At 71.4% G+C, this 20,837-nt stretch carries 21 protein-coding genes and 1 pseudogene; 13 read left to right on the top strand and 9 right to left on the bottom strand.

Going from position 1 to position 20,837, the window contains the following annotated elements; translation table 11 throughout:
• Nucleotides 1-73: 73 nt before the first annotated feature.
• Both ACT4N7_RS18280 and pheA read right to left on the bottom strand, forming a co-directional pair.
• Nucleotides 74-676 carry a histidine phosphatase family protein gene (locus ACT4N7_RS18280; protein ID WP_444830009.1) on the bottom strand — a complete coding sequence of 201 codons (603 nt, stop codon included), beginning with the start codon at nt 674-676 and terminating at the stop codon, nt 74-76.
• 5 nt (nt 677-681) lie between these two features.
• A complete protein-coding gene (pheA, locus tag ACT4N7_RS18275; protein WP_444829970.1) occupies nt 682-1,596 on the bottom strand; it encodes a prephenate dehydratase in 915 nt (304 codons plus the stop codon).
• Nucleotides 1,597-1,717: 121 nt separating this feature from the next.
• On the opposite strand from pheA, the gene ACT4N7_RS18270 reads away from it, so the two are divergent.
• Nucleotides 1,718-2,320 carry a macro domain-containing protein gene (locus ACT4N7_RS18270; protein ID WP_444829969.1) on the top strand — a complete coding sequence of 201 codons (603 nt, stop codon included), beginning with the start codon at nt 1,718-1,720 and terminating at the stop codon, nt 2,318-2,320.
• Between the two features lie 164 nt (nt 2,321-2,484).
• On the top strand, nt 2,485-3,420 hold the full coding sequence (gene coaA / locus ACT4N7_RS18265; protein ID WP_444829968.1) for a type I pantothenate kinase: 936 nt from the start codon (nt 2,485-2,487) through the stop codon (nt 3,418-3,420).
• Between the two features lie 48 nt (nt 3,421-3,468).
• On the opposite strand, the pseudogene ACT4N7_RS18260 reads toward coaA, so the two are convergent.
• A pseudogene (locus ACT4N7_RS18260) lies at nt 3,469-3,543 on the bottom strand (cytochrome ubiquinol oxidase subunit I); the annotation flags it as partial.
• A 127-nt stretch (nt 3,544-3,670) separates the two neighbouring features.
• On the opposite strand from ACT4N7_RS18260, the gene ACT4N7_RS18255 reads away from it, so the two are divergent.
• On the top strand, nt 3,671-4,255 hold the full coding sequence (locus tag ACT4N7_RS18255; protein WP_444830008.1) for a TMEM165/GDT1 family protein: 585 nt from the start codon (nt 3,671-3,673) through the stop codon (nt 4,253-4,255).
• A gap of 2 nt (nt 4,256-4,257) precedes the next feature.
• Here ACT4N7_RS18255 and ACT4N7_RS18250 read toward each other — a convergent pair whose 3' ends face one another.
• The 3 genes from ACT4N7_RS18250 to ACT4N7_RS18240 are packed head-to-tail and all read right to left on the bottom strand — an operon-like array spanning nt 4,258 to nt 6,987.
• Nucleotides 4,258-4,932: a helix-turn-helix domain-containing protein gene (locus tag ACT4N7_RS18250; RefSeq protein WP_444829967.1), complete on the bottom strand. Its 675-nt coding sequence runs from the start codon at nt 4,930-4,932 to the stop codon at nt 4,258-4,260.
• 1 nt (nt 4,933) lies between these two features.
• A complete protein-coding gene (gene fahA, locus ACT4N7_RS18245) occupies nt 4,934-6,124 on the bottom strand; it encodes a fumarylacetoacetase (RefSeq protein ID WP_444829966.1) in 1,191 nt (396 codons plus the stop codon).
• Nucleotides 6,121-6,987 (bottom strand): hypothetical protein, encoded by an 867-nt coding sequence (locus ACT4N7_RS18240; protein WP_444830007.1) that lies wholly within the window; start codon nt 6,985-6,987, stop codon nt 6,121-6,123. The genes fahA and ACT4N7_RS18240 overlap by 4 nt, the downstream gene beginning before the upstream one ends.
• Before the next feature lie 68 nt (nt 6,988-7,055).
• Between ACT4N7_RS18240 and ACT4N7_RS18235 the strand changes: the two genes are divergently transcribed.
• The gene (locus ACT4N7_RS18235; protein ID WP_444829965.1) at nt 7,056-8,237 is read left to right on the top strand and encodes a homogentisate 1,2-dioxygenase; all 1,182 of its coding nucleotides are present in this window, start codon (nt 7,056-7,058) and stop codon (nt 8,235-8,237) included.
• A 4-nt stretch (nt 8,238-8,241) separates the two neighbouring features.
• Here ACT4N7_RS18235 and ACT4N7_RS18230 read toward each other — a convergent pair whose 3' ends face one another.
• The gene (locus ACT4N7_RS18230; RefSeq protein ID WP_444829964.1) at nt 8,242-9,156 is read right to left on the bottom strand and encodes a hypothetical protein; all 915 of its coding nucleotides are present in this window, start codon (nt 9,154-9,156) and stop codon (nt 8,242-8,244) included.
• 175 nt (nt 9,157-9,331) lie between these two features.
• Here ACT4N7_RS18230 and ACT4N7_RS18225 point away from each other — a divergent pair, with 175 nt between their 5' ends.
• Both ACT4N7_RS18225 and ACT4N7_RS18220 read left to right on the top strand, forming a co-directional pair.
• Complete coding sequence (locus tag ACT4N7_RS18225) at nt 9,332-11,146, top strand: substrate-binding and VWA domain-containing protein (protein WP_444829963.1); 1,815 nt, start codon at nt 9,332-9,334, stop codon at nt 11,144-11,146.
• A 10-nt stretch (nt 11,147-11,156) separates the two neighbouring features.
• A complete protein-coding gene (locus ACT4N7_RS18220; protein ID WP_444829962.1) occupies nt 11,157-11,897 on the top strand; it encodes a hypothetical protein in 741 nt (246 codons plus the stop codon).
• A gap of 15 nt (nt 11,898-11,912) precedes the next feature.
• On the opposite strand, the gene ACT4N7_RS18215 is transcribed toward ACT4N7_RS18220, so the two are convergent.
• Entirely contained in the window at nt 11,913-13,022 is a 1,110-nt protein-coding gene (locus ACT4N7_RS18215) for a hypothetical protein (RefSeq protein ID WP_444829961.1), read from the bottom strand.
• Nucleotides 13,023-13,189: 167 nt separating this feature from the next.
• On the opposite strand from ACT4N7_RS18215, the gene ACT4N7_RS18210 reads away from it, so the two are divergent.
• The 4 genes from ACT4N7_RS18210 to ligD (ACT4N7_RS18195) all read left to right on the top strand — a co-directional run bounded on the left by ACT4N7_RS18210 (nt 13,190) and on the right by ligD (ACT4N7_RS18195) (nt 17,220).
• Complete coding sequence (locus tag ACT4N7_RS18210) at nt 13,190-13,972, top strand: DUF2470 domain-containing protein (protein ID WP_444829960.1); 783 nt, start codon at nt 13,190-13,192, stop codon at nt 13,970-13,972.
• An 11-nt stretch (nt 13,973-13,983) separates the two neighbouring features.
• Nucleotides 13,984-14,790: a CPBP family intramembrane glutamic endopeptidase gene (locus ACT4N7_RS18205; RefSeq protein ID WP_444829959.1), complete on the top strand. Its 807-nt coding sequence runs from the start codon at nt 13,984-13,986 to the stop codon at nt 14,788-14,790.
• Nucleotides 14,791-14,861: 71 nt separating this feature from the next.
• Nucleotides 14,862-16,316 carry a non-homologous end-joining DNA ligase gene (ligD, locus tag ACT4N7_RS18200; RefSeq protein ID WP_444829958.1) on the top strand — a complete coding sequence of 485 codons (1,455 nt, stop codon included), beginning with the start codon at nt 14,862-14,864 and terminating at the stop codon, nt 16,314-16,316.
• A complete protein-coding gene (gene ligD, locus ACT4N7_RS18195; protein ID WP_444829957.1) occupies nt 16,285-17,220 on the top strand; it encodes a non-homologous end-joining DNA ligase in 936 nt (311 codons plus the stop codon). The genes ligD (ACT4N7_RS18200) and ligD (ACT4N7_RS18195) overlap by 32 nt, the downstream gene beginning before the upstream one ends.
• On the opposite strand, the gene ACT4N7_RS18190 is transcribed toward ligD (ACT4N7_RS18195), so the two are convergent.
• A complete protein-coding gene (locus ACT4N7_RS18190) occupies nt 17,217-17,813 on the bottom strand; it encodes a DM13 domain-containing protein (protein ID WP_444829956.1) in 597 nt (198 codons plus the stop codon). The two genes, ligD (ACT4N7_RS18195) and ACT4N7_RS18190, sit on opposite strands and share 4 nt — an antisense overlap.
• 198 nt (nt 17,814-18,011) lie before the next feature.
• Between ACT4N7_RS18190 and ACT4N7_RS18185 the strand changes: the two genes are divergently transcribed.
• From ACT4N7_RS18185 to ACT4N7_RS18175, 3 genes are all read left to right on the top strand, one after another.
• The gene (locus tag ACT4N7_RS18185; protein ID WP_444830006.1) at nt 18,012-19,196 is read left to right on the top strand and encodes an arginine deiminase; all 1,185 of its coding nucleotides are present in this window, start codon (nt 18,012-18,014) and stop codon (nt 19,194-19,196) included.
• A 92-nt stretch (nt 19,197-19,288) separates the two neighbouring features.
• On the top strand, nt 19,289-19,837 hold the full coding sequence (locus ACT4N7_RS18180; protein WP_444829955.1) for a hypothetical protein: 549 nt from the start codon (nt 19,289-19,291) through the stop codon (nt 19,835-19,837).
• A gap of 353 nt (nt 19,838-20,190) precedes the next feature.
• Nucleotides 20,191-20,721 carry a ferritin gene (locus ACT4N7_RS18175; protein ID WP_444829954.1) on the top strand — a complete coding sequence of 177 codons (531 nt, stop codon included), beginning with the start codon at nt 20,191-20,193 and terminating at the stop codon, nt 20,719-20,721.
• The last annotated feature ends 116 nt before the right edge of the window (nt 20,722-20,837 follow it).

Here is a 20,837-nt window from a genome sequence, read left to right as displayed (position 1 = left end):
TTGCAAGTGGCGGAAAGCTCTTTCGTGGCGAGGGTAGACCGGGCCACCGACAGTTCCGACGGATTTACCCGCCCTACAGTTCGACGCCAGTCCACTCGACACAGTGCCAGTCGGTGTCGCGGGCCTGCAGCAGCACGTGTCCGGTGTTGGGGATCAGACCCGCGCTGGCGAGCTGGGCGCCGACGTTGTCGGCCAGCATCTCCGCGATCAGCCGGATCACACCACCGTGGGTCACCAGCACGACGAGCCCGGTCGAGTGCGCCGCGCGGATCGCGGACACCGCGGCGAAGAAGCGCTCCACGATCTGCTCACCGGTCTCGCCGCCGGGCATCGCCGCCGCGAGGTCGCCCCGGGTCCACCGGATGAAAACCCCGCCGAACGTGCCGAGCGCCTCGGCGTCCGAGCGGCCCTCAAGCTCGCCGACCTGCACCTCGTGCACGCCGTCGAGCACCTCGACGGTCAGTCCGTGCGCCTTGGCCACCGGGTCCGCGGTCTCCTGCGCGCGGACAGCCGTGCTCGCGTAGACGGCGGCGACCGGCTCGTCGGCCAGCCGCTCGGCCAGCGCCTCGGCCTGCCTGCGGCCCAGTTCGGTGAGCGGCGGGCCGGGCGGTTTCGAGTCGAGGAGGTGTCGGACGTTCGACGGTGTCTCGCCGTGGCGCACCAGCATCAGGCGCAGGCCGGTCACACCCACTCCCCCCGGCGCAGTCCCGCGAGCCACGCCGCGGACGAGTCGTAGTCGGCGTCGAGGTTGGCGGGCGGCGCGGGCGACTGCACGCAGTCGGCCTTGGGGTAGGAGCCGAGGAAGCGGACCTGCTGGCTGCGCCGGTGCAGCGCGGCCAGCGCGTCGCCGATGCGGCGCTCGGCGATGTGGCCGTCGAAGTCCAGGTAGAACCGGTATTCGCCGAACCGGGCGCGCAGCGGGCGCGACTCGATGCGCGAGAGGCTGACCCCGCGCAGCGCGAACTCGGTGAGCATCGCGGCCAGCTCGCCGGGCCGGTGCGAGACGACGGTGATGATCGAGGTCCGGTCGGCGCCGGTCGGCGCGGGCAGCTCACCCGGCCTGCTGAGCAGGAGGAACCGGGTGACCGCGTCGGACTCGTCGGCGATGTCGGCGGCCAGCACGGTCAGCGGGTAGTGGGTCGCGGCGACGGGCGCGGTCACGGCGGCGTCGAACGCGCCGTCCGCCACCCCGACAGCCGCGGCGGCGGTGGACGTGGCGGCGACCCGGGTGGCGCCGGGCAGATGCGCGTCGAGCCACCCCCGCACCTGGGCCAGCGCGTGCGGGTGGCTGGCGACGACGCCGACGTCGGCGGCCGCGATCCCGGGCCGGACCAGCAGCGAGAACCGGATCGGCAGCACGCACTCGGCGATGGCGACCAGCGGCTCGTCGACGGCCAGCGCGTCCATGGTGGCCGACACCGCGCCCTCGACGGAGTTCTCCACCGGGACGCACGCCAGGTCGGCCGCGCCGGACCGGACAGCGGCCACGACCTCGGGGATGGTGGACAGCGGGATCAGCGCGGCCCGCTCGTCGAACGCGCGAGCGGCCTGCTCGGTGAAGGTGCCCTGCGGTCCGAAGTAGGCGATTCTCGGCACCGGCCCACCCTACGCACGACCCCCGACACCGCCGTCGGCGCCCGCGACAGCACCGCTGGTTGTGTTGCCAGTTACCAAATGGCGGTTACCGCGTGCGTCACCGCAATGCCATGCTGGGCTCGTGACCGCCGATTCGGAGACCGAGACGGTGACGGGCCCCCGTCCGCTGTCCGGCGCGCTGGACCTTGTCCTGTGCGCGGTGAGCGAGCCGCTCGCCGCCGCGTGGGACGCCGCGGCGCAGGGCAGGCCGGACATCCGGGTGCACCGCGGTTCGCTGCTGGACGTCCCCGCGCAGGCAGTGGTGTCCCCCGCGAACTCCTACGGGTGGATGCGCGGCGGGATCGACGCCGTCTACGCGCAGACGTTCCCGGCCGTCGAGCAGCACGTGCGCAGCGCGGTGCTCGCCTACCACGGCGGCGAACTGCCGGTCGGCGAGGCGCTGATCGTCCCCACCGACGCGGCCCGCCCCGCGTGGCTCATCAGTGCCCCGACAATGCGGGAGCCGTCGCAGGCGCTGGCGCCCGACACGGTGCACCCCTTCCTGGCGGCGCGGGCGGTGTTCCGGCTGTGGCGCGACGGCGTGCTCGACAACGGCGTCCCGGTGCGCGCGGTGGTCCGCACGATCGCGATGCCCGGCCTGGGCACGGGGGTCGGCCAGGTCCCGCCGGAAGTCTGTGCCCGCCAACTCGCCGCCGCGTGGGACGAGGTCTTTCCCGCCCGGTGAGCCGTTCGCGCTGGTCACGCGGCCCGTCGCGCGATCAGAGTTCACCCGGACGTCATGTGCGCCACACGAACTGTCCCTCGAACGGTGTAATCGGTCACAGCGAAAACACCGCCCGAACACCTACGTTGACGCCATACGTCCACACACGTCGCGAGGAGTGGGACATGGCACGGGTGCGCGAGCTGAGCCCGTACGTCGAACTCCGCCGCGAGCAGTGGCGCGAGCTGCGCAAGTCGACGCCGCTGCCGCTCACCCTCGACGAGCTGGTCCAGCTTCGCGGCCTGCGCGACCCGGTGGACCTCGAAGAGGTCATCGACGTCTACCTGCCGATGTCGCGGCTGATCTCGCTGCAGGTCGCCGCCCGCCAGCGGCTCTACGAGTCCACGACAGCGTTCCTCGGCGAGGACACCCACGAGGCGGGCAAGGTGCCGTTCGTCATCGGCATCGCGGGCAGCGTCGCGGTCGGCAAGTCGACCACCGCGCGGCTGCTGCGCACCCTGCTCGCCCGCTGGCCCGACCACCCGCACGTGGACCTGATCACCACCGACGGGTTCCTGTTCCCCAAGGCCGAGCTGGTCAAGCGCGGGTTGATGAGCCGTAAGGGCTTCCCGGAGAGCTACGACCGCCGGGCGCTGCTGCGGTTCGTCTCGGAGGTGAAGTCGGGCGCGGAGGAAGTGCGCGCGCCGGTCTACTCCCACCTGGCCTACGACATCGTGCCCGGCGAGGAACAGGTAGTCCGACGACCGGACATCCTCATCGTGGAGGGCCTGAACGTGCTCCAGCCCGGCCCCCGGCTCGCCGTGTCCGACCTGTTCGACTTCTCCATCTACGTCGACGCGCACCCGGACGACATCGAACGCTGGTACATCGACCGGTTCCTGGCGTTGCGCGGCACGGCGTTCGCCGACCCGGCCTCGCACTTCCACCACTACGCGTCGCTGACGGACCTGGCGGCGCAGGAGGAGGCCGCGCGGCTGTGGAAGCGCACCAACGAGCCCAACCTGATCAACAACATCCTGCCCACCCGGCCGCGCGCCACCCTGGTGCTACGCAAGGGCGCCGACCACCGGATCAGCCGCGTCCGACTTCGTAAGCTCTGAGCCATGATCCGCGTCCCGCTGGTCGACGACCACGGCCCGGGTGCTCGACCCGAAGATCCACAGACCGAGGAAAGTGGACTCGACGAAGAACGCGACCAGACCCTCCATCGCCAGCGGCGCGCCGCGCGGACGGGACGTAGGTCCCGTGATCAGGCACACGTCAGGCCCGCCGTCGCCCGAGAGTTAGGATCGCTGGGCGGGCGCCGTTCTCCGTCCGGGCCGGACGGAGAGGACTGTCGTGGGAACTGCTCTGATCGCGTTCGCCAGCGCCTTCGCGCTGGTGTTCGTCGTCGAGCTGCCGGACAAGACCCTGGTGGCCACCCTGATCCTGACCACGCGGTACCGCGCGTGGCCCGTGTTCGTCGGGGTGAGCGCCGCGTTCGCGCTGCAGGTGGTGATCGCCGCCGCGTTCGGCGGGGTGCTGACCCTGCTGCCGGAGCAGGCGGTGGCGGCCGTGGTCGCCCTGCTGTTCGCCTCAGGCGCCTTTCTGTTGCTGCGCGAGGGCTTCTCGAAGCAGGTCGCGGACACTGTGGACCAGGGCACGGGCACCGGACCCGTGTCGTTCCCGCGGGCCGCGCTGACCTCGTTCGGCGTGCTGTTCGCCGCCGAATGGGGCGACGCCTCCCAGATCGCGACGGCCGGTCTGAGCGCGCGGTACGCCGAACCCGTGTTGGTCGGTCTGGGAGCGTGGCTCGCGCTGGTGTCCGTCGCGGGAATCGCGGTACTGGTGGGCAAGCGGCTGGCCGAGCGCATCAGGGCGCACCTGATCCAGCGGGTGGCCGGGCTGGTGTTCGCGGCATTCGCCGTGTTCGCGGGCGTGCAGGCGATCGCCTGAGGTCAGCGCAGGGCTTCGGCGATGGCAGCGGCGGCGAGCAGCACCTGGGGGCCCACCACGTCGCCGTCGAGGGGCTCGAAGGTGACCACCCCGACGCTCGCCCGCAGACCGGACACCCCGCGCACGGGCGCCGCGATCCCGTACGCCCCCGGCTGCAGCTCGCCCGTCGTGCCGATCCAGGCCGGGTCGTCGGCGCGCAGGCCGATCGCCTTGCCCGCCGCGCCTTTGTGCAGCGCGTGCCGGGTGCCCACGCGGTAGGCGACGTGATAGGCCGTCCACGACGGCTCGACCACGGCGACCGCCTGCGCCTCGTCGCCGTCGGCGACCGTGAGATGGGCCGTGGCGCCGACCGCCTCGGCCAGCTCGCGCAGCGACGGCAGGGCGGCGATCCTGAGCTGCGGCGCCACCTTCGCGGCGAGCTGGAGCAGCCCCAGCCCAAGCCGGACCTTCGAGCCCTCCCGGCGCACCAGGCCACGCGCCTGCAACGGCACGAGCAGCCGGTAGACCGCGGCCCGGCTGGCCCCGATCGCCACGGCCAGGTCGCTGATGGTGGGGGCTTCCGTGTCGGAGTCGGCCACGGCCTGCAACAGCGCCAGGCCGCGGTCGAGGGTCAGCGAACTCTCCTTGCCCGCCGGGCTCCCCTGCGGGACCGGACCCGTCGACCGGATGCCCGGCACGTCAGTCCTCCGCCGCCACGATCGTCCCCCGGACCTCGGACAGCCCGACGACCGAGCCGTCCGGCCCCGGCGCGGTCGCGGTGATCACGACCGTGTCGCCGTCGGCCAGGAAGGTGCGCTCGCTGCCGTCGTCCAGGGTGATCGGCTCCGTGCCGCCCCAGCACAGCTCCAGGAACGACCCCCGCTGGTGGCGCTCGGGGCCGGACACCGTGCCGGAGGCGAACAGGTCGCCGGGGCGCACGGTGGCGCCGTTGACCGTCAGGTGCGCGAGCTGCTGGGCGCACGAGTACGCCATGCCCGCGAAGTCGGGCCGGGACACCACGGTGCCATTCCACTCGACGACCAGGCGGATGTCGAGGCCCCAGGACTGGTCCTCCACCAGGTAGTCGAGCCGCGGGTGGCCCGGGTCGGGCACCGGAACGCGGGCAGCGGCGAAGGCGTCGAGCGGGGTGATCCAGGCGCCGATCGACGTGCCGAACGACTTGCCGAGGAACGGGCCGAGCGGCACGTACTCCCACGCCTGGATGTCGCGGGCCGACCAGTCGTTGACCACGGCGACGCCGAAGATGTGGTCCGGCGCGGCGGAGGTGGACACCCGCCGGGCCACCGGGCCGCCGCAGACGAAGCCGATCTCCGCCTCGACATCCAGCCGCCCGCTCGGGCCGAACACCGGGCCGTCGTCGCCCTTGCGCTGCCCGTGCGGGCGGACGATGTCGGTGCCCGAGACCACCACGGTGCCCGCGCGGCCGTGGTAGCCGACGGGCAGGTGCGTCCAGTTCGGCAGCAGTGGGTCGCTGTCGGGGCGGAACATGCGGCCGACGTTCTCGGCGTGGTCGCGCGAGGAGTAGAAGTCGACGTAGTCGCCGACGGTGAACGGCAGCAGGTTGCGCGCGTCGGCCAGCAGCACCGCGCCGTCGGGCGGCGCCGTCGCCGTCACCAGCTCGCGCAGCCGCGCGCGCAGCGCCGACCACACCGGCCGCCCGGCGGCGAGCAGCGGATCGAGCGAGTCGGCCGACACCAGCTCCGCCAGCTCACCGAACGCTCCGGCGATCGGCCGAAGCGGCAGTGCGTGGTCGCCCACCCGCACCGCCACGACCGGCCCGTCCCGGCCCTCCACGACGCCGTACGGGAGCGTCTGGGGGCCGAACGGTCTGTCGGCCGCGAAAGCCGGATCGTCGATCCAGGACGTCACAGCAGCCCCAGTCCTTCGAGGTCGGCGATCGGCTCGGCCAGCGAGCACGAGCCGTACGAGCCGAACACCGCGCGGACCGCGTGCGCGGCCTGGTCGGTCAGGTCGCCCGCCTCCTTGGCCAGCGCGGCGCCATCGGTGGCCGACAGCGCGCCGCGCACATCGCCGCCGGACAACAGCCGCGACGTGGCCACCAGCAGGTTGAGGAAGCCGTGGTGGGTGAACCCGGTCGCCTCATCGGTGTGCCGGATGGCGTTGTGCAGGCCTGCGGTCGCCTTGAACGACGCCTCGCCCGCGCTGATCACCGCCAGGAAGTCGGCGACCTCGTCCACGCTCGGGAACGCCTCGCGGCTGAGCCCGCCGCAGCGGATCTTCGGCCAGCTCCCGTGCTCGACCACGCGGCGGATGCCCTCCAGCCACTCCGGGCCGCCCCGGCGCGGCTCGACGACGCGGATGACGTCTTCCGGCACGAACTCGTTGACTCGCTCCAGCCAGACGTCGTCGACGTCGGCCGGGGCGGGCATCTCGACCATGCGCAGCGCGAGCAGCTCGGCTCGCGACTCCACGATCGACAGTGCCTTCGGCACGCCGCCCAGCCCGGTGTCGATCAGCAGCGAGAGGGCGACCGGTTTGGCCGGTTTCGCCTTCACCAACTCCGTGATCAGCTCGGGCAGGCGGGAAGCCTGGCACAGGAATACACCCATGAAGCCCGCGTGATCGCCGTCACGTCCGTCGAGGTGCGAGCGCACCGCGGCGGACATGGGGGCGTTCCCCGGGGGGAACAGGGCGGCGTCGTCGACAAACCGCGCGAACAGGGGCGGAATGCCGCGAGGACCGGGCGGCGGGAGAGGAACGGCGCTTGACACGGCTGACACGCTAGTAGCGTACCGGCTAATGAACAAAGATGTCCGGTATACGGACACCGGGAGGAGCAATGGCGTACTACCGCAGAGTCGGGGAGATTCCCCCGAAGAGGCACACCCAGTTCCGCTCTGCGGAGGGCAAGCTCTACGCCGAAGAGCTCATGGGCGTCGAGGGTTTCTCGTCCGACTCCGCCCTGCTCTACCACCGCCATCTGCCCACCGCGATTGTGAACGCCGAGGTCGTCGCCGACTTCCGCGGCCCGCTGGTGCCCAACCACCCGCTCAAGCCGCGGCACTTCCGCAGCCAGGACCTCAAGTGGTCCTCACCCAGTGAGGTGAACGCCGTCACCGGGCGCCGGACGCTGCTCGGCAACGCCGACGTGGTGATCGGCTTCGCGGTGGCCACCGAACCCAGCCCGCTCTACCGCAACGCGGTCGGCGACGAGCTGTTCTACGTCCAGGGCGGCACCGGCACCGTGGAGACCGTCTACGGCGCGCTGCGCGTCGAGGACGGGGACTATCTGGTCATCCCGACCTCCACCACCTACCGCGTGGTGCCCGACGGCGAGCTGCGGCTCTACATCGTCGAGGCGAGCGGCCACATCGGCCCGCCCCGGCGGTACCTGTCGACCAAGGGCCAGTTCCTGGAGCACGCGCCGTACTGCGAGCGCGACCTGCACGGCCCGAGCGAGCCGCTGCTGGTCGAGGGCGAGGACGTCGAGGTGCTGGTCCGCCACCGCGCGGGGCTCACCCGGTTCACCTACGCCAACCACCCGTTCGACGTGGTCGGCTGGGACGGCTGCCTGTACCCGTGGGTGGTCAACATCCGCGACTTCGAGCCGATCACCGGCCGGGTGCACCAGCCGCCGCCGGTCCACCAGACCTTCGAGGGCCCGAACTTCGTGGTCTGCTCGTTCGTGCCGCGCAAGGTCGACTACCACCCGCTGTCGATCCCGGTGCCCTACAACCACGCCAACGTCGACTCCGACGAGCTGATGTTCTACGTCGGCGGCAACTACGAGGCCCGCAAGGGCTCCGGCATCGACATCGGCTCGCTGTCGCTGCACCCGTCCGGGTTCACCCACGGCCCGCAGCCGGGCGCGGCCGAGGCGTCCATCGGCGCGGACTACTTCGACGAGACCGCCGTCATGGTCGACACCTTCCGCCCGCTCGACCTCGGCGAGGCCGCGAGCGCGTGCGAGGACCCGCGCTACGCGTGGTCGTGGAGCAAGCGGGGACCGGACTGGGACTGAGGTCTCACGCCACCGCGGCGTGCCAGCGCTCAAGCTCGCGCAGGGTCTGTTCGGGATGCCCGCCGAACCCGGCCCCGACCGCGAGCTGTCGGGAGCCGCGGCCCGCGAGCACGACCCGGACGGCCCCACCCGCACCGCTGGGCACCAGCACGAATCCCTCGATCCCGACGGCGGCGAAGGCGACGGTGTGGAAGTAGCCGTGGTTGACGAGCCCGGCAGCGGTGAGTTCCACCCTGGCCCGGAACGCGCGGGCCGCGGGCCACAGCGCCGCCACGGCGAGCAGCAGCAGCACGGTCGCCACTACCGCCCAGGCCGTGCCGTCGTACCGCAGACACGCCACTGCTCCGACCACGCACGCCACGGCGAATCCCGCGATCAGCGCCAGGTAGATCGCCACCAGGTACCCCGGCGGACGAAGGCTGGTCAGCACCGGGAGCCGGGCGAGACCGACCCCGCCCGGCAGCCACGGTGCCGGTTCGGGCAGTCGTCGGTGCTGCGGGTGCCACCCGGGCAGCCAGCTCTGCACGGTGTCCCGGCCCACGCTGCCCGAGCGGTAGCTGGAGGCGACCTTCACGGTGATCACGCGGCCGTCTCCCGGACGGCGGAACGTCACCCGGACCTGGCTGAAGGAGAACGAGCGACCGACCGACTCGAACTCGGTCGAACTGACGTCGACCACGTCGGTCCAGGGCACTCGATAGCTCCGGCGAAACCCGCGCACCAGCAGGCCGTCCGGCAACCGGGTGCACGACCGTCCCATGAAGCGCCATCCCAGCCACCACAGCGCTGCCGCGAGGACCGCGGGTATCGCGACAGCGAGCCACTCCTCGCTGTCGGCTGTATCGGCCACGCTGAACGCGACGATGATCGTCAGGAGAGTCGGCCAGCCCGTGGGCAGCACCAGCCACATGAATGCCACGTATCCGAGATACGACCAACTGCTCGTCACTTTGGTCCCCGAACCAGTCACGCGGGCCATTATGGGTGGCACCCCGGGTTCCGGCACGCGGACGGACCGGGATCCAACAGTTGTGCACAACTTCTGATCACCGACCCTCGCCGCCCGCATAATGACGGTCTAACGGGGAGGCCAGATGACCATCGCACCGGACAGCCGCGCGAAGCGACGGAAGATCATCTCTTTCGTCGTGGCCGCCGCTGTCGCTGTCGGGCTGATCGTCGGCCTGCGCGCGATCACGTCGTCCTCCGACGACGACGAGGCGGGCGAGCAGACCAAGTGCGGCGGCGACTCGGTGCAGGTGCGGGTGGCGTCGTCGCCGGAGAAGGTCGGCCTGGTCGAGCAGTTGGCCCGCGACTACAGCGGGCGCACGGTGGCCGGGCGCTGCGTGGACGTGCTGGTCGAGTCGAAGAGTTCCGGCGCGGCGATGCAGGCCCTGGCCAAGGGCTGGGACGAGACGGTCGACGGACCTCGACCCGACGTGTGGACGCCAGCCGCGTCCGGCTGGGTCACGCTGCTGCGGCAGCGGCTCGCGAGCACCGACCGCTCCGGCGTGCTCACCGCGGACACACCCGAGTCCATCGTCACCGCGCCCCTGGTGATCGCGATGCCGCGGCCGATGGCCGAGGCGCTGGGCTGGCCGGACAAGAGCCTCGGCTGGCGCGACCTCGCGGGCCTGGCCACCGACCCGCAGGGCTGGGCGAAGTACGGGCACCCCGAGTGGGGCGCGTTCCGGCTCGGCAAGACCAACCCGAACCTGTCGACCTCCGGGCTCAACGCCACCATCGGCGCGTACTTCGCGGCCACGGGCACCTCGTCCGACCTGACCGAGGCCGTGCTCGCCCGGCCGGACGTGCAGGCGTTCGTCCGCGGCGTCGAGCAGTCGATCGTGCACTACGGCGACACGACGCTGACGTTCCTGTCGAACCTGCAGCGCGCCGACGACCGGGGCGCCGCCCTGTCCTACATCTCGGCCGTCGCGGTCGAGGAGAACTCGCTGGTCGCCTACAACCAGGGCAACCCGACCGGCAACCCGGCCACCGCGGGCCAGCACGCCAAGCCGAAGGTGCCGCTCGCCGCGATCTACCCGAGCGACGGCACGCTGGTGTCCGACCACCCGTTCACTGTGCTGGCGTGGGCCGACGACGTGCGGAAGCAGGCCGCCGTGGACTTCCTCGGCTACCTGCGCGGCGCCGAGCAGCAGCAGCGCTTCGCCGACCAGGGGTTCCGCTCGTTCGACGGCAAGGCGGGCGGCCAGGTCACCCGGGACAACGGCGTGCTGCCGGACATCGCGCTGAGCCCGCTCACCCCGCCGTCGCCGCCGGTGCTCGACAAGCTGCTGGCGTCGTGGGCCCAGTTGCGCAAGTCCGCCAACGTCCTGCTCGTCGTGGACGTCTCCGGCTCGATGAGCAACCCCGTCGAGGGCACCGGGCAGACCCGCCTCGACCTGGCCAAACGGGCCGCGATCAGCTCACTCGGGCAGTTCGCCGACACCGACAAGGTGGGGCTGTGGATGTTCTCCACCCAGCTCGACGGCGCTAAGGACTACCGCGAGCTGGTGCCGATCGGCCTGGTCGCGCAGAACCGCGACCAGTTGCGCGGCAGGCTCGACGGCCTGGTGCCGACCGCGGGCACGGGCCTCTACGACAGCACCCTCGCCGCCTACGACTTCCTCAAGGCCAACCTCGACCCGGCCGCGATCAACGCGGTCGTCGTGCTGACCGACGGCCGAAACGAGAACCCGAACGGAATCGCCTTGGACAACCTGATCGGCCGATTGCAGGTGGAGGGAACCGGCGAGACCGTGCGGGTGTTCACCATCGCCTACGGCGGCGAGGCGGACCTCGACGTGCTGAAGCGCATAGCCGAGGCCACACAGGCCACGGCCTACGATTCGTCCGAGCCGGGCACCATCGACCAGGTGTTCACCGCGGTGATCTCGAACTTCTGAAGAGACGGCCATGGGATACGCGAAGGAACTGGCAGATCCGTGGGGCCTGCTGCTGGCGGCCAGCTCGGCAGGCGTCGCCTGGGCGATCCACCTGCCCGGCGTGGCCGCCGCGGGGGTGGGCGCGGCGGTGCTGCTCGCCCGGGCGGGCATCGCGGGCTGGCAGCGTCGCAACCAGGAGCCCGCGGCCGGACCAGCGCCGATCGAGGTCGACCCGGGCACCCAGGAGGCCCGCTGGCTCGGCCGGGCCACCGCCGCCGAGGCCGACTTCGACGCCGTCGCGGGCTCGTTCGCGCGCGGCCCGCTGGCCGACCAGATCGCGGGCATGCGCGAGGCGGTGGACGAGACGGTCGGCACCCTGCACCGCCTCGCGGGCCGCGCCACCATGACCGGCCGCGCGCTCGCCCGGGTCGACCCGGGGGTCCTCGCCGCGGACGAGCGCAGGTTGCGTACCAACCGCACGGACGCCGACCCAGACCTGCACGAGGAGATCGACCGGTCGCTGGAATCGGTCCGCGCCCAGCGCGACGTCCACCGCAGACTCACCGGCGCCCGCGACAAACTGCTGGCCCAGCTCGAATCCGGCGCCCTCGGCTTGGAGGGCCTCGTCGTCCGCGTGGTCGAACTCACCACCACCGCCGACGCCCTACCCGGCGCGAACAGCGACCTGGTGACCGACCTGACCGACCAGTTGGAAGGCATCCGGCGCGGCGTGGTGGAGACCGAGGAAACCACCCGCCGCACCGTCACCTGACCCGAGCGCCCAACCTCAGGGGCCGAACTTGGCCAGGTTGAGGAACGGGTAGCCCGGCAGCCCGGCCACCGCCTCCCCGCCTGCCCGCGGTACGCCCGCCACCCAGAGCTGACCGGTCCCCGCCACGTTCGCCAGCAGCGCGTGGCTCGCCCGGGGCAGCGTGACCGACACCGCCTGCCCACCCGGCAGCGTCGCCCGCGCGGTGACCGTCGCCCGGCGGACGTCGTCCGGCTCGGGCAGGTCGACCGGCACCGACGTCCACGGCCCGGCGCCCAGCAGCCGGTCCACCTTCGCCCAGTAGCGCACCTTGCGGACCCGCCACCCCAGCAGCGCGGCGATGCCCAGGGTCGCCAGGCCGACGAACACGGCCAGGTCGACCTGGTCCGCCCGGATGCCGCGGCGGACCAGGTCGACCACGACGACGATCGCGAACACCAGCAGCAGACTCGGCGCGATCAGTTCCGTGCGGGAGCGCCTGCGGGGCGCGGCGATGATCCGCGACAGCACGGCGTCGTTCGCGGCGAGCGGGATGCGCACCGGGGCGGGCTGCTCGACGTCGATCTCGTAGCCCGACGCGACGTCCTCCTTGGTCACCCTGGCCTGGCCGAGCGGCAGGGCGAGGCCTGCCGAGCGCAGCGCGACCCAGCCCTTGGCGTCCGGCCCGACCAGCCAGAGCTTGCCGGTGCGGGCGAAGAGCTGCTGGACGGGCCACGGCAGCGCGGGCGCCAGCAGGTTGAGCGGCTCGCCGTCGGCCTCGCGGACGACCAGCTTCGCCCGCGGGAAGCCCCGGGTGGGTCGGAAGACTTTGACCGTGGCGGGCCGCCAGGGGTGCGCGCGCAGCAGGCGGGTGGCTGGGCCGATCCAGAAGCCGCTGATCGCGATCGTCAGCATGGTGGCGATCACGAAGGCCAGCGCGGCGATCGTCAGCAGGGCGATGACGATCCAGCCGATGTCGAGCACGATCGCGGGGACGCCGAACAGCAGCGCGGCGAACGGCAGGACGAACAGCGGGATTCGCAGCGAACGCAGCGCGCGGGCGGTCGGCTGGTCCTCGATCGCGGGGCGGTTCGTTGGCGGTTCCACCGCGGGTGCCTCACGCTGGGAATGCCGGTCGACCTTACTCATGCCATCCCCTCGCAGGCTCGGCAATGCCGCTCGCAAGCTCGCTCATGGCCTCTCCCGATCCGTCTCGCCGGATCGGCAGCGTAACCAGTTCGTGGGAACTCCGGGCCGCCGACTTCCCTCGGCGCACCGATCCAAGTTAGGGTGACCTAACCACAGGAGGTAGAGCCGTGACCAGAGCGCCGCGCCCGCCCGCGCCGCACCCGGCCGAGCGTGCTCGCACCATCGCGACGCTCGGCGGGCGGGCCACGCTGGCACTGACCGGCGACGAGCCGATGGCCGCCGAGCGCGTCGTGCCGCTGCTGCACCACGTCCACCCCGACGCCACCGTCAGTATCCTGCTGCCCGCCGACCACGCGCTGGTCACGGCGGCGTGGCAGGCGCACCGCGGCGAACTGGCCACCATGGTCGAACTGGCCGACCCGGCGCCTGTCCCGCTGCGCGAGCCGATCCGCGGGCTGCTGTGGATCACCGGCTGGCTGCGCGCGCTCGACGAGCAGGCGTCCCGCGACCTGGCACTGGTCGTCGCCGACAGCAGGCCCGACCCGCGACTGCTCGACCTCGGCCACGGCGCGGCGCTGCTGCGCCTGGTACCCGTCGCGCTGGTCCTGGCCGACGCCGACGGCACCCACCCGGTGCAGGCCGAGGAGTTCGCCGCCGCCGAGCCCGACCCGTTCGCCGCGCAGGAGGCGGGCTGGCTGCGCCACCTGGAGGTCTCGCACACCGACGTGGTCGGCGCGCTCGCCCGGCACCTGCCGGAGCACCTGCGCGGCGGGCACGTGCGCCCGCTCGGCCTCGACCGGTTCGGTCTGCGGCTGCGCGTGGAGGCCACCGACGCCGACCACGACATCCGGCTCGCCTTCGCCCGCCCGGTCGGCACGGCCAAGGAACTGAGCGCCGAGCTGCGCAGGCTGGTGGGCTGCCCGTTCCTGGCCGCTCAGCACAGCGGGTAGCTTCGGCGTCCGTGCCCACCCTGCGTGCCTGGTTCGCCCCCGAGCGACCCGGCGACGACCTGATCACCGACCCGCGCGAGCGGCGGCTGGTGTGGGTCGAACTGGTCATCGTCTTCGCCGTCACGCTGGGCCTGTCCGGGCTGAGCAGCCTGCTGTCCCTGGTGGACGCGCTGCTGGCGCCTGTCGCGCTGAACGAGCAGTCGGTGGCGATCAACGTCCCGCAGGCGGACCTCGACGTAGTCGACCTGCTCAAGCAGGTGCTCGGCGTGGTCCGGCTGACCGCGTGGGGCGCGCTCGGCCTCTACCTGCTCTACCGCGCGGGCATCCGGTTCGCCGCGGTCGGGCTCGACGGCGGACGCAAGCGCGCCGACGCGCTGGCCGGGGTCGGGCTCGCGGCGTTGATCGGCGTACCCGGGCTGGGTTTCTACCTGGTGAGCCACGCGCTCGGCTACAACCTCGCCGTCGCACCGTCCACTTTGGACGACACCTGGTGGCGCCCGGTGGTGCTGACGCTGCTCGCGGCGGGCAACGCGTGGGCCGAGGAGGTGCTCGTCGTCGGGTACCTGATCAGCAGACTGCGCCACCTGGGGTTCCGGGAGAACTCGTCGCTGGTCGTGGCGGCGGTGGTGCGCGGGTCGTACCACCTCTACCAGGGCTTCGGCGGGTTCGTCGGCAACGTGGTGATGGGCCTGGTGTTCGGCCGCGTGTGGCAGCGCACCGGCCGCCTGTGGCCGCTGGTCCTGGCGCACACCCTGCTCGACTTCGTCGCCTTCGTCGGCTACACCCTGTTGCGTGGCAAGGTGTCCTGGCTGCCCTAGCGCCCTGTTGTATAACGGCGTTTCACTAGCTGGTATGGCATGTTCCGGCAGCCACCGGTACCAATGGGGGCATGGCAGGACTCGGCGAGTACCGCAGGAAGCGGAACGCCGGGCGCACCCCGGAGCCGGTACCGGCCGACGACGCCCTCCCCCGCGGCAACGACGACACCTTCGTGATCCAGGAGCACCACGCCAGCAGCCTGCACTGGGACGTGCGGCTCGAACGCGGCGGCGTGCTGGTGAGCTGGGCGGTACCCAAGGGCCTGCCGACCGAGCAGGGCGACATCCGGCTGGCCGTGCACACCGAAGACCACCCGATGGAGTACGCCACCTTCGAGGGCGACATCCCCAAGGGCGAGTACGGCGGCGGCCGAATGGTCATCTGGGACCGCGGCCGGTACGAGACGATCAAATGGAGCGACCGCGAGGTGGCCGTCGTGTTCGACGGCGAGCGGGTGCAGGGCCGGTACACGTTCTTCACCGGCGGCAGGCCCGGCCGCAACTGGATGGTGCGCCGGTCCGAGCCGCCGAAGCGCACCGACTGGGTGCCGCTGCCCGCGACCTTCGAGCCGATGCTCGCCACCCTCGGCACCCTTCCGTCCACAGTGGACGACGAGCTGTGGGCGTACGAGTTCAAATGGGACGGTGTGCGCGCGCTGGCCCGGGTCGAGGGTGGTCGGCTGCGGCTGTTCGCCCGCAGTGGCAACGAGATCACCGCGGGCTACCCGGAGCTGCGCGCGCTCGGCGAGGAGCTGGGCAGTACGCAGGTGTGGCTCGACGGCGAGATCGTCGCGTTCGCCGACGGCAAGCCGTCGTTCGCCGCGCTGCAGAAACGGATGCACGTCAATGACGAACGCCTCGCGCGCAGGCTGGTCGCCGACGTGCCGGTCACCTATGTCGCCTTCGACGTGCTGCACCTGGAAGGCGCGTCGTGCCTCACGCTGCCCTACACCGACCGGCGCGCCCTGCTGGAGCGGCTGGAGTTGCGCGGGCCGCACTGGAACACCTCGCCGAGCTATCCCGGCGAGGGGCCCGCGGTGCTGGAGACCGCGCGCGAGCAGTCCCTCGAAGGCATCATCGCCAAGCGGCTCGGGTCGCGCTACCACCCGGGCAGGCGTTCGCCGGACTGGCTCAAGATCCCCGACCTGCGCACGGTCGAGGTGGTGATCGGCGGCTGGCGTCCGGGCGAGGGCAGGCGCAGTGAGGTGTTCGGGTCGCTGATGATCGGCGTCCCGTCGGCGGCGGGGCTGCGCTACGTCGGCCAGGTCGGCACCGGGTTCACCGACGACATGCTGGACCTGCTGATGACGAAGCTGCGCAAGCTGGAGCGCAAGACGACGCCGTTCCACAACGAGGTGCCGCGCGAGCGGGCGCGCGGCGCGCACTGGGTGCGGCCGACGCTGGTCGGCGAGGTCGTCTTCCGCGACTGGACGAACGACGGTCGGCTGCGCGCTCCCGCGTGGCGCGGCCTGCGCCCGGACAAGGGTCCGCGGGATGTCGAAGGGTGGCACGGCGATGGCGGGTGACGTGCTGGTGGAGGTCGACGGCCAACGCCTTCGACTGTCCAATTTGGACAAGGTGCTGTACCCGGCCGACGGCTTCACCAAGGGCGAGGTGATCAACTACTACAGCCGGGTCGCTCCGGTCCTGCTGCCGCACTTCGTCGACCGGCCGGTCACGTTCCGCCGCTATCCCGACGGTGTGGACAAAATGGGGTTCTTCGAGAAGAACGCCTCCCGACACGCGCCGGACTGGGTGCGCACGGTCACCATCGACACTCCGGGCAGCACGACCGGCGCGGAGAGCCTCGATTTCGCCATCCTGCGCGACCTGGCGTCGATGGTGTGGGCGGCGAACCTCGCCGGGCTGGAGCTGCATATTCCACAGTGGACAGTCGGCCCGCGCGGCGGCAGACAGCACCCCGACCGGCTCGTGTTCGACCTCGACCCCGGCGCGCCCGCGACGATCGTCGAGTGCTGCGAGGTGGCGCTGCGGCTGCGCGAGGTGCTCGCCGAGGACGGTCTGACCGCGGTCGCGAAGACCAGCGGCTCCAAGGGAATGCAGCTCTACGCCGCGGTCACCACCAGCTCGGAGACCCGCACGTCGGACTACGCGAAGACGCTGGCCGAGCGGCTGGAGAAGGAACTCCCCAAGCTGGTGGTGTCACGGATGGCGAAGAACCTGCGCCCCCGCAAGGTGTTCATCGACTGGAGCCAGAACAACCCGAACAAGACGACCGTGGCGCCGTACTCCCTGCGCGCCCGGCCGCGGCCGACCGTGTCGACCCCGCTCACCTGGGACGAGGTCGCCGCGTGCCGGTCGGCCGACGACCTGGTGTTCACCGCCGACGACGTGCTCGACCGGGTCGCGGACCACGGCGACCTGTTCGCCCCGCTGCTGGCCGGGAAGGCGCCGAAGATCCCGCGTTAGAGCGCGAGCGGGGCGGAGCCGAAGGCGACGTTGAACCGGTCGCACCAGATGACCACGCTGCGCAGGCCGGAGAGGTCAGCGTCGGCCGGGATGGCGTAGTTCTGGTTGCCGTCGGTGGCCTTGAGCTTGCCGAGCTTGACGTAACGGCCGTCGTCGTACTTGCCCCACTCGCCGCCCGCGGTGGCGTCGCTGAGCCAGACGTGCAGGTCGGGGCCGTCGGAGGTGGACAATCCCTCCAGCCGCAGCAGGCGCTCGCCGTTCTGCTCCAGGACGCGGGCCGTGCCGGTGGTCTTGTGCTCCTGGGTGACGAAGGCGCCGCTGGCGAGCACAGTCGGGCCCGCGGGCTTGGCCTTGGCGATCGCAGACGCGGGAGCGGGCGCCTTGGTGGTGGTCACCGGCGGCGCGGCGACCGGCGGCGGCGTGGTCGCGGACGCCGCCGGGGGGCCTGTCGTGGTCTCGACAGTGGTCGTGGCCTCGACGGGAACCTCGAAGGCCGCGGGAATCGCCTCGTCGACAGTGCTGTGCGTGAAGAGCCTCCAGGGCTGGAACGCCCACAATCCGCCGGCCAGGAGGACCAAGGCAACCGCAACCACCGGTAGCACAACCTTCTTACGCAACAACCTGCGCATCAAACTCGCCTTTCGTTTAACGAATCGCCCTCAGAGCCCACGATGCCTGGCTTTGTCGTCCATTCTGCCCGGTCGCGGGCGGCGTTTTCCTTACCGAGTGGTTACGCTGCCGACGTGACCGCTCAGATCCCGGACGCCGAGCTGCCCGCACCCGCACCGCGCGTGGACAGTGAGGTCGGACCGCTTCGCACGGTACTGCTACACCGGCCGGGCAACGAGCTCAAGCGGCTCACTCCGCGCAACAACGACCAACTGCTGTTCGACAGCATCCCCTGGGTTGACCGCGCCCAGGACGAACACGACGCCTTCGCCGACGTGCTCGGCTCCCGCGGTGTCGAGGTGCTGCTGCTCTCCGACGCGCTCGTCGTCGCCCTCGCCGACGAGCGCGCCCACGCCGCCGCCGCGACGACCGCCGTCGACCGCCGCAGGCTCGGCAACGAACTCGCCGACGCGCTGGCGGGCTATCTGTCCACTGTGGACGCCAAGAGCCTGGCCGACGTGCTGATGGCGGGGATGACGTTCGAGGAACTGCCCGCCGCCGATGGCGCGTCGCTGGTCCGCAAGATGCACCACCCGCACGATTTCGTGGTCGACCCGCTGCCCAACCTGCTGTTCACCCGCGACTCGTCGGTGTGGATCGGCGACCGGGTGGCGATCGCGTCGCTGTCGATGCCCGCGCGCGCAAGGGAAACCGCGCTGCTCGACCTGATCTACGCCTACCACCCGCGCTTCCGTTCGGCGGGCCGCGCGTACGGCGCCCACTCGGCCCCCGTCGAAGGCGGCGACGTGCTGCTGCTGGCCCCGGGCGTACTCGCGATCGGCGTCGGCGAGCGCACCACCCCCGCGGGCGCGGAATCCCTTGCGCGGTCGGCATTCTCGGACGGACTGGCGCACACCGTGCTCGCGGTGCCGATCGCCCAGGACCGCGCCACCATGCACCTGGACACCGTGTGCACCATGGTCGACCGCGACGCCGTGGTGATGTACCCGGCGGTGCGGGACACGCTGCGCGCGTACACGTTGCGCCCCAACGGAATGAACGGCGTCCAAGTGGAGGGACCGGCCCCCTTCCTGCACGCCGCCGCCACCGCGATGGGCATCGACCGGCTGCGCGTCATCGACACCGGCCTCGACTCGGTCACCGCCGAACGCGAGCAATGGGACGACGGCAACAACACCTTGGCGGTCGCCCCGGGCGTGGTCGTCGCCTACGAGCGCAACGTGGAAACCAACGCCCGCCTGGAGGACGCGGGGATCGAGGTCCTGCGCATCAGCGGCGCCGAACTCGGCACCGGCCGCGGCGGCCCCCGCTGCATGTCCTGCCCGGTGACCCGGGACCCGTTGTGAGGTCCTAGGTCGAAAGACCTAGGACCGCTCTTTCGGGCGAATACCGCCGAAAACCGTGCGGTTGCGTCGGTCCCACCCCCGATGCTGACCCCGTGAACCTGCACGTCTTCGTCGACGAATCCCGACGCAACAGCACCTACCTGGTGGCCGCGGCCCTGATCCAGGAGAACCACCAGCTCCGGCACGTCCGCGCCCTGATGCGCCGACTCAGGATGCCGGGCGCCCGGCGCATCCACTTCAAGCACGAGCGCGACTCGGTGCAGAAAGACATCGCGGCGGCGGTGGTGGATGCGCAGCTTCGCGCCCGAATCTACGTTGGCCGAGGCAAAGCCGAAACCGTGCGGCGAAAGGCGCTGCGGGCGATGGTGCTGGAACTGGAGCCCCTGCACCTGCGCAGGCTGGTGTTCGACTCGCGGGGCCATGCGCTCGACCGGTCGGACCGCCAGGTGATCAGCTCCTGCCTGCCGTACTCGGCTGATCTCACGCCGTTCTCCTACGAACACATGCGCTCGCACGAGGAGCCTGCCCTGTGGGTACCGGATGTCGTGGCGTGGTGCTGGGGGGCAGGTGGCGAGTGGCGGCGGCGAATCGAGCCGATCGTGGAGAACGTGTGCGAGGTGACCACATCGTCGCCTGGATAGCGCGAAACCCGGGCTCTCGCCGTCCGACGAGTCCTGCCCGGGCTCACTTCCTCGGCCTAGCGGCCTCGGCTGAAACCAACTCTACACCAGACCCCCGCCCCTGCCAGTCACGAAATCGGGTGACCCGCCGCCGACCACTGCTGGGTGACTGCCGGGCAGGTCCCACCCTGCGCCGCCGTCGACCCGCGCCGGGGTTCGCCCAATACGGTGAACACCACAGGATTAGTCGGTCTCGCGGTTAGGAATGCCTTACCTGAATCGCCTTTCCATAGCCTTGCCTAACGTGACAGAAAACGGTGCGAAAGGTTCCGCCGATGGCACTCGGCGACGTCAGCAGGCGTATTGTCGGGCTTATGACTTCCAAGTTCCACAAGCTCCTGCAGGTCCAGATCCGCAACGAGTTCACCGCGTCCCAGCAGTACGTGGCACTCGCGGTGTGGTTCGACGGTCAGGACCTCCCGCAGTTGGCGAAGCTCTTCTACCGGCAGTCGCTCGAAGAGCGGAACCACGCGATGATGATCACGCGGTACCTGCTCGACAACGACGTCGCGGTCGCCATTCCCGGGATCGACGAGGTGCGCAACGAATTCGCCGGGACGATCGAATTGATCACTCACGCGCTGCAGCAGGAACGTGCGGTGACCGACGACGTGGTCGCCCTGGCGAAGGCGGCTCGCGACGAGGACGACTACACCGGCGAGCAGTTCATGCAGTGGTTCCTCAAGGAGCAGGTCGAGGAGGTGGCGCAGATGTCCACCTTGCTCACCGTGGTCAAGCGCGCCAACGGGAACCTGTTCGACATCGAGAACTTCCTCGCGCGCGAGGCCGTCGGCGAGAGCGGCGGCGACCCGACGGCGCCCCGGGTCGCGGGCGGCGCGATCTGAAGTGACGAACCGGTGCGGGGTCCGCCAGAGGGCCGACCCCCCACCCGTCGGCGCCATAACAGCCGAGCCGGGGCAGGACGGGGCAAAAGGTGTCCGCGGCGGCCATTCAGGTGTCC

This window comes from Actinokineospora sp. (genome assembly GCF_052390155.1).
GTDB lineage: Bacteria > Actinomycetota > Actinomycetes > Mycobacteriales > Pseudonocardiaceae > Actinokineospora.
This window is presented reverse-complemented; position numbering and strand designations above follow the sequence as displayed.

Coding starts and splice junctions, on each gene's coding strand:
- coaA (WP_444829968.1), top strand. CDS start 2,485: ATGGCACGGGTGCGCGAGCTGAGCCCGTACGTCGAACTCCGCCGCGAG.
- ACT4N7_RS18235 (WP_444829965.1), top strand. CDS start 7,056: ATGGCGTACTACCGCAGAGTCGGGGAGATTCCCCCGAAGAGGCACACC.
- ACT4N7_RS18225 (WP_444829963.1), top strand. CDS start 9,332: ATGACCATCGCACCGGACAGCCGCGCGAAGCGACGGAAGATCATCTCT.
- ACT4N7_RS18220 (WP_444829962.1), top strand. CDS start 11,157: ATGGGATACGCGAAGGAACTGGCAGATCCGTGGGGCCTGCTGCTGGCG.
- ACT4N7_RS18215 (WP_444829961.1), bottom strand. CDS start 13,022: ATGAGTAAGGTCGACCGGCATTCCCAGCGTGAGGCACCCGCGGTGGAA.
- ligD (WP_444829958.1), top strand. CDS start 14,862: ATGGCAGGACTCGGCGAGTACCGCAGGAAGCGGAACGCCGGGCGCACC.
- ligD (WP_444829957.1), top strand. CDS start 16,285: ATGTCGAAGGGTGGCACGGCGATGGCGGGTGACGTGCTGGTGGAGGTC.
- ACT4N7_RS18175 (WP_444829954.1), top strand. CDS start 20,191: ATGACTTCCAAGTTCCACAAGCTCCTGCAGGTCCAGATCCGCAACGAG.